Source organism: Pseudomonas mandelii (genome assembly GCF_024138395.1).
GTDB classification, from domain to species: Bacteria; Pseudomonadota; Gammaproteobacteria; order Pseudomonadales; family Pseudomonadaceae; genus Aquipseudomonas; species Aquipseudomonas mandelii_E.
In genome coordinates, this window is sequence record NZ_JAMYDU010000011.1 from 54,737 (window position 1) to 68,001 (window position 13,265).

Consider the following 13,265-nt stretch of genomic DNA (forward strand, 5'->3'; position numbering starts at 1 on the left):
CAACACAATCATGGCTGGCAAGCCGAAATCAGACAGAAACTTCAGTTACCAGTTTTGCCAGCTCTTCGGCATAACCGCGAACCTGCGTTTCGTCCTCGCCCTCGACCATGACCCGCACCAGCGGCTCCGTCCCGGACTTGCGTAACAGTACGCGCCCACGACCGGCCATCGCCTGGGTGACTCGGTCACTGGCCTCCTTGACGGTCGGATGTTCGATCGGATTCTCACCACCGCCAAACCGGACATTGATCAGCACCTGAGGACACTTGCGCAGCGCCTGACGGGACTGAGCCAGGCTTTCTACGCGCCTCTTCAGCGCCATCAATACCTGCAACGCGGCAATAATTGCATCACCGGTGGTGGTATGACTGAAGCAGACAATGTGCCCCGAGTTTTCTCCACCCACCTGCCAATCGCGCTCCAGCAACTCGGAGATCACGTAACGGTCGCCTACGTTGGCGCGCACAAAAGGAATCGCCAGATCCGCCAGGGCCAATTCCAGCCCAAGGTTACTCATCAGCGTACCGACCACGCCGCCCTGCAACTTGCCGCGATCTTGCAGATCGCGAGCAATGATGAACAACAACTCGTCACCGTCGACGACAGTGCCAGTGTGATCGACCATCTGGACCCGGTCACCATCACCGTCAAAGGCAATACCCAAATCGGCGTGCTCGGCCAATACGGCAGCTTGCAGTGGCTCCATATGGGTCGAACCGCAATTCTCATTGATGTTCAGGCCATTGGGATGAGCAGAAAGCACAACGACATCGGCCCCCAGCTCACGGAACACACTCGGCGCCACTTTATAGGTCGCACCATGAGCGCAGTCGATCACGATCTTCAGCCCGGCAAAACTGGTACCGGTAGGGACGCTGCTTTTGCAGAATTCGATATAGCGGCCCGAGGCATCATTGATTCGCGATACCTTGCCGATTTTGCTCGACTCAACCACGGTCATCGGGGTGTCGAGCAACTCTTCGATCATCAGCTCGACTTCATCCGGAAGCTTGGTGCCCTTTCCGGAGAAAAACTTGATGCCGTTGTCGTCATGGGGGTTGTGCGAAGCGCTGATCACGATGCCGGCTTCGGCATGAAAGGTCCGCGTCAGATAGGCGATGGCCGGTGTCGGCATCGGCCCCAGGAGCATCACATCAGCACCTGCCGAAGTCAGCCCGGCCTCAAGCGCCGATTCGAACATGTAACCGGAGATCCGGGTGTCCTTGCCCACGAGCACCTTGCAGGCACCCATGCTGCGAAAAGCCATGCCTGCCGCCCAGCCAAGCTTGAGCATGAAATCAGGAGTAATCGGGTATTCACCGACCCGACCACGAATGCCGTCGGTGCCAAAGTATTTTTTGCTCATAAGTACTCCATCATTCTTATTCGGCTGATTCTACGGCGGCGATCATCCGCACCACATCGACGGTTTCGGCCACATCATGGACGCGCAATATACGCGCACCCTTGATCGAAGCCAGTGCCGCGAGCGCCAAACCACCATGCAGGCGCTCTCCCACAGGCCGATTCAAGGCCTGCCCGATCATGCTCTTTCGCGAAACCCCGACCAACAGGGGCCGCCCCAAGGCATGCAGAGCTTCCATATGCTTGAACAAGCTTAGATTGTGCTGCAAGGTTTTCGCGAAGCCGAAGCCCGGATCGAGAATAATCCGCTCAGCGGGAATGCCCACCGACGCACATTGAACCATGCGCTCAGCGAGAAACTCGCCGACCTCTTTCGTTACATCCTGGTATTGCGGATTGTCCTGCATGTCGCCCGGTTCGCCGAGCATATGCATCAGACATACCGGTAAGCCAGTGGCTGCTGCCGCATCCAGAGCGCCATCTCGGCGCAACGAACGCACATCATTGATCAAACCCGCCCCCAGCCTTGCGGTTTCACGCATGACTGCCGGCGTGGAAGTATCGACCGAGATAATCACATCGAGCTCACGATGAATACGCTCGACGACAGGCGCTACACGTTCCATCTCTTCAAGGGGGGAAACCGCCCTGGCACCGGGCCGGGTCGATTCGCCACCAACGTCGATCAGCGTCGCACCAGCCGCCACCATCGCCTCGGCGTGGCGCAGGGCCGCATCGAGCTGACTGTATTGGCCACCATCGGAAAAGGAATCGGGAGTGACATTGAGAATGCCCATGACATGCGTCTGGGCCAAATCAAGAACCCGGTTGCCACAAGGCAACCGGGTCGAGGACTGAACAGAAGTCATTTCAAACCTTATACGTCAGCAGCCGGGCCACCGATTGGTGTTTCCGGACGCCCATCCTGCACCGCCGGAGGCGTACCGGATGTATCACTGCCGCCAGACCAGTCGCGAGGTTCGCGAGGCGTACGACCTGCCATGATGTCATCGATCTGATCGGCATCGATCGTCTCGTACTTCATCAGGGCATCCGCCATGGCGTCGAGCTTGTCACGGTTATCTGTGAGGATCTGCTTGGCCGTGCCGTAACACTGGTCAATGATGCTACGTACTTCGGAGTCGATCAGCTTGGCTGTCTCGCCGGAGAAGCTGGCATGCTGACCACCGCCGCCACGACCGAGGAACACTTCGCCCTCTTCTTCGGCGTACATCAACGGGCCGAGTTTTTCCGACAAGCCCCATTTGGTCACCATGTTCCGTGCGATCTGGCTGGCACGCATGATGTCGTTGGATGCACCGGTGGTGACACCGTCGAAGCCCAGGGTCATCTCTTCAGCGATACGACCGCCATACAGCGAGCAGATTTGGCTGATCAGCGCACGCTTGGACAGGCTGTAGCGATCTTCTTCCGGCAGGAACATGGTCACACCGAGCGCACGACCGCGCGGGATGATCGACACTTTGTAGACCGGGTCATGCTCAGGCACGACGCGACCGACGATAGCGTGGCCAGCTTCGTGATAAGCGGTGTTCTGCTTCTCTTTCTCGGACATGACCATGGATTTGCGCTCGGCACCCATCATGATCTTGTCTTTGGCCAGTTCGAACTCTTTCATCTCGACGATGCGCTTGCCGGCACGGGCTGCGAACAACGACGCCTCGTTCACCAGGTTGGCCAGGTCGGCACCGGAAAAACCAGGAGTGCCACGTGCGATCACGGCCGGAGCGACGTCGTCACCCATTGGCACTTTGCGCATGTGGACTTTGAGAATCTGCTCGCGACCACGGATATCCGGCAGACCGACCACGACCTGACGGTCGAAACGGCCCGGACGCAGCAATGCAGGGTCCAATACGTCGGGACGGTTGGTCGCCGCGATGACGATGATGCCGTCATTCATTTCGAAACCGTCCATCTCTACCAGCAACTGGTTGAGAGTCTGTTCGCGCTCGTCGTGGCCACCGCCCATGCCGGCGCCACGGTGGCGACCGACTGCGTCGATTTCATCGATGAAGATGATGCATGGCGCGTGCTTCTTCGCCTGCTCGAACATGTCACGAACACGACTGGCACCGACACCGACGAACATTTCGACGAAATCGGAACCGGAAATGGTAAAGAACGGCACTTTGGCTTCGCCGGCAATCGCCTTGGCGATCAAGGTTTTACCCGTACCAGGAGGACCGACCATCAGCACGCCACGAGGAATGCGACCGCCCAAACGCTGGAACTTGCCCGGATCGCGCAGGAACTCGACCAGTTCGCCAACTTCTTCCTTGGCTTCGTCGCAACCGGCAACGTCAGCCAAAGTGGTTTTCACCTGATCTTCGGAGAGCAGGCGCGCCTTGCTCTTCCCGAAGCTCATCGGCCCGCCCTTGCCACCGGCACCGCCCTGCATCTGCCGCATGAAGAACATGAAGACAGCGATGATCACCAGGATCGGGAAGCTTGCGACCAGGAGTTGAGTCCAGATGCTTTGTTGCTCAGGCTGTTTGCCTTCAACTACCACGTGGTTATCCACGAGGTCGCCGATCAGGCCATTGTCCTGGATTGCCGGACGAATGGTCTTGAAGCTGTCGCCATCGTTGCGCTTGCCGGTAATCACGTAGCCATCAACCGCTACGCGCTCGACCTTGCCATCCTTGACCTGCTGGATGAAGTCGGAATAGTTGAGGGTCTGCGGCTCGTTAGGGCTGGAGAAGTTGTTCATCACCGTCACCAGGACAGCCGCGATGATCAACCACAGGATCAGATTCTTTGCCATATCGTTCAATTAACTACCCTCTGAAGCAAGCTCCGCTAATGGCGCGTGCTTCGCATGATATTCACCGGCCTAACTTACTACATTACCTACGGCTCTGGCAGGCGCCGTCTGTAACCCTTTGTGAAACACTTTCTACACAATATTCGCTAATGCTCACGGGACGAAATACGAAAAACCTATCGACCCGCAAAAAAACCTCGATTTACTCACTACGGCCGCGGTAGCCCCAAGCCAGCATGTATTGCTCGCGGGAACTGCCACGGGAAGAGTCCGGCTTGATCATCTGGACCTTGTCGAATTTCTGACGAGCGTCCTTCACGTAAGCATCAAACCCTTCGCCCTGAAACACCTTGATCACGAAATTACCACCCGGCTTGAGTATCCGAGCCGCCAGATCAAGAGCCAGCTCACATAGAAACATGGCTTTTGGCATGTCCACCTCAGGCGTACCACTCATATTGGGGGCCATATCGGAAATCACAAGGTCCACCTGCGAATTACCCACGGCTTCAAGGATCTGAGCGAGCACTTCGTCCTGGGTGAAGTCACCCTGGATGAAAGTCACGTCCGGAATGCTGTCCATTTCCAGAATGTCCGAGGCGATCAGACGCCCCTGACCACCGATCAGCCGACTAGTGACCTGCGACCAGCCGCCGGGCGCCGCACCCAGGTCGACAACGCTCATACCCGGACGGATCAGCTTGTATTTCTCCTGGACCTCCAGAAGCTTGTAACTCGCACGCGAGCGGTAACCATCCTTCTGCGCCTGCTTCACATATGGATCATTGACATGTCTTTTCAGCCAACCAAGGCTTGTCTTGGAACGCGCCATTGGGCACCTCGATGATAAGGGTCGTGATTAATTGGGCGGATCCACGAACCCTCGGGTAAAATGGCCGCCATTTTACAGAATCCAGACTAAAGGGTCAGATTATGCCGCTCACTCAAGAGCAGAAGAAACAGTACAAATCCATTGGCCACCATCTGAAACCAGTTTTGATTGTGGCTGACAACGGTTTGACTGAAGGTGTGCTAGCCGAACTTGAACGCGCGTTGGCGGATCACGAGCTGATCAAAATCAAGCTCAACATCCTCGATCGCGAATCGCGCCTGGCAGCCATTGCAGAACTCTGCAAGGCCGGCAAAGCCGATCTGGTTCAGGTCATCGGCAAGATGGCACTGATTTACCGCAAGAACTTCAGCGTCAACAAACAGCTGTCGAACGTCCATCGCTTCAAGTGATGGCAAGGGTCAAGGGTGTGCTTCGCGCACCCTCACACTCCATCCCGGCACCGGTTGCATCACCAGCACCAGCCCGGAAAATCCCAGAACAAGATAGCTGAACAGCTGCCAATGCGCCGCCTGTGGCCAGCCGACATAGACTGCGAAATACATCGCGCCCCCATACAGCGCCATCATCAGCAGTTGCCCACGAATATCGCGCCATAGACTGCCAAGGCCCTTGGCCTGAATCAGCACCAAAGCCTGAAAAATCACACACGCTGTGGCAAACCCCACCATCAGCGTATTCAGCATGCCTGCAATTTCGTCGATCAGCAGCTGTGCCAGGCCAATCCGCCCCAGCACCGGCAGCAGACCGATATGCAACAGCCACAGGCCGCCAACCCACAACATTTGGGTCATCTGCCAAAGCATGGCGCCCGCGCGTAGCGGGCGCCTTCTTTCAGAGGTGGCGAACTTCGACAATCTCGTACTCGATAACGCCACCGGGCGTTTTCACAGCGACCACATCACCCTCTTCCTTGGCAATCAAGGCGCGGGCCAGTGGCGAACCCACCGAAATCTTGCCGAGTTTGAAGTCAGCCTCATCCTCACCCACGATGTGGTAAGTGACGCGCTCATCCGTCTCGACGTTGGCGATTTCAACGGTGGTGCCGAAAATCACTTTGCCGGTATGAGGAATGGTCGTGACATCGATGATGACCTGATTCTGAATCCGGCCTTCGATGTCACGAATCCGCGCCTCGACCATACCCTGCTGCTCGCGAGCAGCGTGGTATTCGGCGTTTTCTTTCAAGTCACCCAACTCGCGGGCCGTACCGATGTCCTGGCTGAGCTTCGGGCGGACGACCTTGGTCAGGTGAGCGTGTTCTTCTTCCAGGGCTTTCGCGCCCTGGACGGTCATTGGGTATTTGATCATGCCTTCAATCCTGCGTGTAAATCCTGCAAGCGGCGCACGGTCTTCTCGGGACCGAACTTCAGCGCTTCGCAGATAGCTTCGCCAGCAGCAATGGTAGTAGTGCAGTAGATCTTGTGCTGCAGGGCGTTGCGACGAATGGAGTAGGAATCGGCGATCGACTGGCGACCTTCGGTGGTGTTGATGATCAGAGTGACTTCGTCATTCTTGATCATGTCGACCACGTGCGGACGACCCTCGGTCACCTTGTTCACACGACGTACTTTCAGGCCTGCGGCTTCGATCAGCTTGGCAGTACCGGCAGTGGCGACCACTTCAAAGCCCAAGTTGATCAGATCACGGGCCACGCCTGCAACCAGTGGTTTGTCATCGTCACGCACACTGATGAACGCGGTACCGCCAGTCGGCAGCACTTCGCTGGCACCCATCTGGGCTTTGGCAAAGGCTTCGCCGAAGGTGTCGCCCACGCCCATCACTTCACCGGTGGACTTCATCTCTGGGCCCAGGATCGGGTCCACGCCAGGGAACTTGGCGAATGGGAAAACCGCCTCTTTCACGCTGTAGAAGTTCGGAATGATTTCTTTGGTGAAGCCGATTTCTTTCAGGGTTTTACCGGCCATCACGCGAGCCGCGATCATTGCCAGGGAAACACCGATGCACTTGGACACGAACGGCACGGTACGGGAAGCGCGCGGGTTGACTTCGATGACGTAGATGTCTTCGCCTTGCAGCGCCAACTGAACGTTCATCAGACCAACAACGCCCAACTCCAGGGCCATTTTCTTGACCTGTTCGCGCATCTCGTCCTGGATGTGAGCAGGCAGCGAGTACGGCGGCAGGGAGCACGCGGAGTCACCGGAGTGAACGCCGGCCTGCTCGATGTGCTGCATGATCGCGCCGATCACTACGTCGGTGCCGTCGCAGACTGCATCCACGTCCATTTCGATGGCGCAATTGAGGAAGTGATCGAGCAGCACCGGGCTGTCGTTGGACACTTTCACCGCATCACGCAGGTAGCGCTTGAGTTCTTCTTCTTCGTAGACGATTTCCATCGCGCGACCGCCCAGTACGTAGGACGGACGAACCACCAGCGGGTAACCGATCTTGGCCGCGGCACGAATCGCTTCGTCTTCGCTGCGCACGGTGGCGTTTGGCGGCTGACGCAGGTTCAGACGCTCAACCATTTGCTGGAAGCGCTCACGGTCTTCGGCACGGTCGATGGCGTCAGGGCTGGTGCCGATGATTGGCACGCCGGCTTCTTCCAGGGCACGTGCCAGTTTCAACGGAGTCTGGCCGCCGTACTGAACGATCACGCCTTTAGGCTTCTCGACGCGGACGATTTCCAGTACGTCTTCCAGGGTCACTGGTTCGAAGTACAGACGATCGGAGGTGTCGTAGTCGGTGGAAACGGTTTCCGGGTTGCAGTTGACCATGATGGTCTCGTAACCGTCTTCGCGCAGGGCCAGTGCCGCGTGTACGCAGCAATAGTCGAACTCGATGCCCTGGCCGATACGGTTTGGACCGCCGCCGAGGATCATGATCTTGTCGCGGCCCGACGGCGCGGCTTCGCACTCTTCCTCGTACGTCGAGTAGAGGTAAGCGGTGTCGGTGGCGAACTCGGCGGCGCAAGTGTCAACGCGCTTGTAGACCGGGAAGATTTCCAGCTTGTGACGGTGACGACGCAGAGCCTTCTCGGTCACGCCCAGCAGCTTGGCCAGACGCATGTCGGAGAAGCCTTTGCGCTTGAGGCGGAACATCAAGTCGCGGTCGATGCTGGCCAGACCCAAGGTCTTGACCTTCTCTTCTTCCTTGATCAGATCTTCGATCTGCACCAGGAACCACGGATCGATCATGTTCATGCCGAAAATATCTTCGACCGACAGACCGGCGCGGAACGCTTCAGCGACGTACCAGATACGCTCGGCGCCCGGCACGGTCAGTTCGCGCTTGAGGATGCTCATGCTTTCCGGGTTGCTCAGGTCGAGCTTCTCGTCCAGGCCGCAAACACCCACTTCCAGACCGCGCAGGGCTTTCTGCAGGGATTCCTGGAAGGTCCGGCCGATGGCCATGACTTCACCGACCGACTTCATTTGAGTGGTCAGGCGTGCGTCGGCTTTCGGGAATTTCTCGAAGGCGAAGCGTGGCAGCTTGGTCACGACGTAGTCGATGGACGGCTCGAAGGACGCAGGAGTAGCGCCGCCGGTGATTTCGTTCTGCAGCTCGTCCAGGGTGTAGCCGATCGCCAGTTTGGCAGCGATACGCGCAATCGGGAAACCAGTGGCTTTCGAGGCCAGTGCCGAAGAGCGGGATACCCGCGGGTTCATCTCGATCACGACCATGCGGCCAGTGTCCGGGCAAATGCCAAACTGAACGTTGGAGCCGCCGGTTTCCACGCCGATCTCACGCAGTACCGCCAACGAGGCGTTACGCATGATCTGGTATTCCTTGTCCGTCAGGGTTTGTGCCGGAGCAACGGTGATCGAGTCACCGGTGTGCACGCCCATCGGGTCAAAGTTTTCGATCGAGCAAACGATGATGCAGTTGTCCTTCTTATCGCGGACAACCTCCATCTCGTACTCTTTCCAGCCGATCAGCGATTCGTCGATCAGCAGCTCTTTGGTCGGCGACAGGTCCAGACCACGGGCGCAGATCTCTTCGAACTCTTCACGGTTGTAAGCGATACCGCCACCGGTGCCGCCCATGGTGAAGGACGGACGAATGATGCACGGGAAGCCGAGCTTTTCGAGGACTGCGTTGGCCTCTTCCATGCTGTGGGCGATACCCGAACGCGGGCAGTCCAGACCGATGGATTTCATCGCCTTGTCGAAGCGCGAACGGTCTTCGGCCTTGTCGATGGTGTCAGCGTTGGCGCCGATCATTTCTACGCCGAACTTCTCCAGAACACCTTCGCGCTCCAGGTCCAGGGCGCAGTTCAGTGCAGTCTGGCCACCCATGGTCGGCAGCACCGCGTCCGGACGCTCTTTTTCGATGATCTTGGCAACGGTCTGCCACTTGATCGGCTCGATGTAGGTGGCGTCGGCCATGTCCGGGTCGGTCATGATGGTCGCCGGGTTGGAGTTCACCAGGATGACGCGGTAACCCTCCTCGCGCAGGGCTTTACAGGCCTGGGCGCCGGAGTAGTCGAATTCGCAGGCCTGGCCGATCACGATCGGGCCAGCACCGAGAATCAGGATGCTTTTAATGTCTGTACGTTTTGGCATGGGTTGTCACTCAAATCCGCAGGTCAGTCGGCAAGCCGTCTTGTTCAATCTCTGAAGCCTTGAGGGGGCCACCGGTTTCGGGACCGCCCTCAGGCTTCGCTACATCAGGGCGAGCGATTAGCGTCGCTTGGCCATCTCGTTGATGAAGCGATCAAACAGTGGCGCTACGTCGTTCGGGCCAGGGCTGGCTTCAGGGTGACCCTGGAAGCTGAAGGCGCTCTTGTCGGTACGTTCGATGCCTTGCAGGGTGCCGTCGAACAGCGATTTGTGGATCGCCCGAACGTTGCCTGGCAGGGTCGCTTCGTCTACCGCAAAACCGTGGTTCTGGCTGGTGATCATCACCACGCCGCTGTCCAGATCCTGGACCGGGTGGTTGGCACCGTGGTGGCCGTGACCCATTTTCAGGGTCTTGGCGCCGGAGGCCAGCGCCAGCAGTTGGTGACCGAGGCAGATACCGAACACCGGAATCTCGGTTTCCAGCACGTCCTTGATTGCCTGGATCGCGTAGTCGCATGGCTCAGGGTCGCCCGGGCCGTTGGACAAGAACACGCCGTCCGGCTTCAGTGCCAGCGCTTCAGCGGCTGGAGTCTGCGCCGGTACAACAGTCACACGGCAACCGCGTTCGACCAGCATGCGCAGGATGTTCACTTTGACGCCGTAGTCGTAGGCAACCACGTGGTATGGCAACTCGGAGGCATCCAGAGTCGCGTGGCTGTCGGTTTTCAGATCCCAGACAGTCGAGCGCCACTCGTACTGTTCTTTGGTGCTGACGACTTTTGCCAGGTCCATGCCTTTGAGGCCCGGGAAACCCTGAGCGGCGGCGATGGCGGCTTCTTCGGAAATGTTGTCACCGGCCATGATGCAGCCGTTCTGCGCGCCTTTCTCACGCAGGAGGCGTGTCAGGCGGCGAGTGTCGATACCGGCGATTGCCACTACATTGTTGGCTTTCAGGTAGTCGGACAAGGACATCGTGTTGCGCCAGTTGCTCGCAACCAATGGCAGATCACGGATGACCAGGCCAGCGGACCAGACGCGGTCGGACTCGGCGTCTTCCGGCGTGGTGCCGGTGTTGCCGATGTGCGGGTAAGTCAGGGTAACGATCTGTTGGGCGTAGGAAGGATCGGTAAGGATTTCCTGATAGCCGGTCATGGCGGTGTTGAACACCACCTCACCAACGGTTTGACCGTCGGCTCCAATGGCTTCGCCGCGAAAAATGCTGCCATCAGCAAGGGCGAGTATGGCTGGCTTAGTCAAGAAGACCTCCCGTAAATAAAGCCTGAAAGGGCGATCGCAGGTTGTAAAAAAGCGGAGTGACGTATGGACACGTCACCCCGCTTCTTCACCGAATTATTCTGCGCGCTTTTAGTGGACACACTAAAGCTGTAGCTTACAGAAAAAGGCATTTTTGGTCTACCGCCAATGAGCCCTAAAGGCCGGAGAATGCGACAGGACGTCGCTTGGCAGTTTAAAACCGGGCCCAAACGCTATGTTTGAACCCGATTTCGGGCGCATCTTACCGCAGGTCGAGTACGTCTTGCATGTCGTAAAGGCCTGGCTCACGACCGTCCAGCCACAAAGCTGCACGTACCGCACCCTTGGCGAAGGTCATGCGACTCGATGCCTTGTGCGTGATTTCCAGTCGCTCGCCCTCACAGGCGAACAGCACCGTATGATCACCGACCACATCACCACCGCGAACAGTGGCGAAGCCGATCGTTTCACGCTCGCGCACACCGGTGTGACCCTCACGACCATAGACCGCAACCTTTTGCAGATCACGATCCAGCGCGCCAGCGATCACCTCGCCCATGCGCAGAGCCGTGCCTGAAGGCGCATCGATCTTGTGCCGATGATGGGCCTCGATGATTTCGATATCAGCCTCATCACCCAGCACACGAGCCGCCATATCGAGCAGCTTCAGCGACAGGTTTACACCGACACTGAAATTGGCCGCGAACACAATCGCAATATCCTTGCTCGCCTCGACCAGCAACTGCTTCTGCGCCGCGTCCAATCCCGTGGTGCCGATCACCATGGCCTTGCCCGCCTTACGACAGAACGCCAGGTTGTTCAGCATGACTTCCGGGAGCGTGAAGTCGATCAACACATCGAACTCATCAGCCACCGCATCCAGTTTACCGGACAACGGCACACCGATTCGCCCCAGCGATGCCAGCTCACCGGCATCCACGCCAATCAGCGTGCTGCCAGGACGCACAATGGCGGCCGTCAAGCCAGTCAGCGGCGCGCGCTGCTGCACTGCCTCGACCAGAATCTTACCCATGCGCCCGGCAGCGCCCATCACAGCTATACGTCGCATGCCGACTCCTTACAAATCGCCGAAGAAGCGCTTCACGCCTTCGAACCAACCGGTGGTTTTCGGCGAGTGACTGTTGTCGCCAGCCAGGGAGCTGCGGAACTCCTCCAGCAATTCGCGTTGACGACGACCCAGGTTGACCGGAGTTTCGACCGCCACGCGGCACATCAGGTCACCAGCACCGCCACCACGAACCGGCGCGACGCCTTTACCACGAACACGGAACTGCTTACCGGTTTGAGTCCCTTCAGGGATCTTCAGTTTGACCCGACCATCGAGGGTCGGAATCTCCAGCTCGCCGCCCAGCGCTGCATCGACGAAGCTGATCGGCACTTCGCAGAACAGGTGCTTGCCGTCACGCTGGAAGATCGCGTGCTCACGCACATTGATCACCACGTACAGGTCGCCGGTCGGGCCACCCTGCGCACCCGCCTCGCCTTCGCCAGACAGACGAATACGGTCACCGGTATCGACACCGGCTGGCACTTTCACCGACAGGGTTTTGTACTCTTCGACACGACCTTCGCCATGGCAGGAATCGCACGGATCGGAAATGATCTTGCCTTGGCCATGGCAGCGCGGGCAGGTCTGCTGCACCGAGAAGAAGCCCTGCTGCATGCGCACCTGACCAATACCGCCGCACGTCGGGCATGTGATCGGCGAGGAGCCTTTCTTGGCACCCGAGCCATCGCACGGCTTGCAGTTGACCAGTGTCGGAACGCGGATATTCACGGTCGTGCCGCGCACCGCTTCTTCCAGATTCAGCTCCAGGGTGTAACGCAGGTCGCTGCCGCGCTGAGCGCCGCCACGAGCACCGCCGCGACCGCCACCGAAGAAGTCACTGAAGACATCGCCAAAGATGTCGGAGAAGTTCTGGCCGCCAAACCCGGCACCGCCGCCACCCATGCTCGGGTCGACACCGGCATGACCGTATTGGTCATAGGCCGCGCGTTTGCTGGAATCGGACAGCACTTCGTAGGCCTCGTTGGCCTCCTTGAACATATCTTCCGACGCTTTGTCATCGGGATTACGGTCCGGGTGGTGCTTCATCGCCAGGCGACGGTAGGCCTTTTTCAGGTCCGCTTCGCTTGAACCACGCTCAACACCCAATACTTCGTAATAGTCACGCTTTGCCATAAGTCTTTGCACTCTTAAGGACGTTCGGCAAACCTCTCCTGAGCCTCGCCAAACTCGTTGAGCCCCAATACAGGCCCGGACCCAACTCACGTCAATTCAACGATCCTGGTCTTTGATTCAATGCGGTACTTTCGACTCGAAAAGCAGGAGCATTTTCGGTCATACCGCCAGCATTCGAGCGTTGTCGCATGCTGTAAAAATTCGCTTGCTCCAGACATGCCAACGCGGGAGCAAGCTCCCGCGCGGCGACATCCTACCAGTCACCGCCTGAAGGCAGTC

General features: G+C 58.2%; 11 protein-coding genes. 1 reads left to right on the top strand and 10 read right to left on the bottom strand.

Annotation, left to right across the window (positions count from 1 at the left end):
- Window positions 1–28: 28 nt before the first annotated feature.
- The 4 genes from glmM to rlmE all read right to left on the bottom strand — a co-directional run bounded on the left by glmM (window position 29) and on the right by rlmE (window position 4,985).
- The gene (glmM, locus tag NHU87_RS17485) at window positions 29–1,366 is read right to left on the bottom strand and encodes a phosphoglucosamine mutase (protein WP_253551115.1); all 1,338 of its coding nucleotides are present in this window, start codon (window positions 1,364–1,366) and stop codon (window positions 29–31) included.
- Window positions 1,367–1,382: 16 nt separating this feature from the next.
- Window positions 1,383–2,234 (bottom strand): dihydropteroate synthase, encoded by an 852-nt coding sequence (gene folP / locus NHU87_RS17490; RefSeq protein WP_253551125.1) that lies wholly within the window; start codon window positions 2,232–2,234, stop codon window positions 1,383–1,385.
- A gap of 8 nt (window positions 2,235–2,242) precedes the next feature.
- Window positions 2,243–4,153 carry an ATP-dependent zinc metalloprotease FtsH gene (ftsH, locus tag NHU87_RS17495; protein ID WP_052965666.1) on the bottom strand — a complete coding sequence of 637 codons (1,911 nt, stop codon included), beginning with the start codon at window positions 4,151–4,153 and terminating at the stop codon, window positions 2,243–2,245.
- A gap of 202 nt (window positions 4,154–4,355) precedes the next feature.
- Complete coding sequence (gene rlmE, locus NHU87_RS17500; protein ID WP_007900501.1) at window positions 4,356–4,985, bottom strand: 23S rRNA (uridine(2552)-2'-O)-methyltransferase RlmE; 630 nt, start codon at window positions 4,983–4,985, stop codon at window positions 4,356–4,358.
- Window positions 4,986–5,086: 101 nt separating this feature from the next.
- Between rlmE and NHU87_RS17505 the strand changes: the two genes are divergently transcribed.
- Entirely contained in the window at window positions 5,087–5,395 is a 309-nt protein-coding gene (locus NHU87_RS17505; protein WP_007900503.1) for a YhbY family RNA-binding protein, read from the top strand.
- A gap of 9 nt (window positions 5,396–5,404) precedes the next feature.
- Here the strand turns inward: NHU87_RS17505 and NHU87_RS17510 are convergent, their stop codons facing one another.
- The 6 genes from NHU87_RS17510 to dnaJ form a co-directional block, all read right to left on the bottom strand.
- The gene (locus NHU87_RS17510; protein WP_253551127.1) at window positions 5,405–5,809 is read right to left on the bottom strand and encodes an MFS transporter; all 405 of its coding nucleotides are present in this window, start codon (window positions 5,807–5,809) and stop codon (window positions 5,405–5,407) included.
- A 28-nt stretch (window positions 5,810–5,837) separates the two neighbouring features.
- Window positions 5,838–6,314 carry a transcription elongation factor GreA gene (gene greA / locus NHU87_RS17515; protein WP_007942892.1) on the bottom strand — a complete coding sequence of 159 codons (477 nt, stop codon included), beginning with the start codon at window positions 6,312–6,314 and terminating at the stop codon, window positions 5,838–5,840.
- Complete coding sequence (gene carB / locus NHU87_RS17520) at window positions 6,311–9,532, bottom strand: carbamoyl-phosphate synthase large subunit (protein WP_253551136.1); 3,222 nt, start codon at window positions 9,530–9,532, stop codon at window positions 6,311–6,313. Before carB ends, greA begins: the two co-directional genes overlap by 4 nt.
- A gap of 117 nt (window positions 9,533–9,649) precedes the next feature.
- The gene (gene carA, locus NHU87_RS17525; protein WP_253551138.1) at window positions 9,650–10,786 is read right to left on the bottom strand and encodes a glutamine-hydrolyzing carbamoyl-phosphate synthase small subunit; all 1,137 of its coding nucleotides are present in this window, start codon (window positions 10,784–10,786) and stop codon (window positions 9,650–9,652) included.
- A 259-nt stretch (window positions 10,787–11,045) separates the two neighbouring features.
- The gene (dapB, locus tag NHU87_RS17530) at window positions 11,046–11,852 is read right to left on the bottom strand and encodes a 4-hydroxy-tetrahydrodipicolinate reductase (protein WP_253551141.1); all 807 of its coding nucleotides are present in this window, start codon (window positions 11,850–11,852) and stop codon (window positions 11,046–11,048) included.
- 9 nt (window positions 11,853–11,861) lie between these two features.
- Complete coding sequence (dnaJ, locus tag NHU87_RS17535) at window positions 11,862–12,986, bottom strand: molecular chaperone DnaJ (RefSeq protein WP_253551143.1); 1,125 nt, start codon at window positions 12,984–12,986, stop codon at window positions 11,862–11,864.
- Window positions 12,987–13,265: the final 279 nt, after the last annotated feature.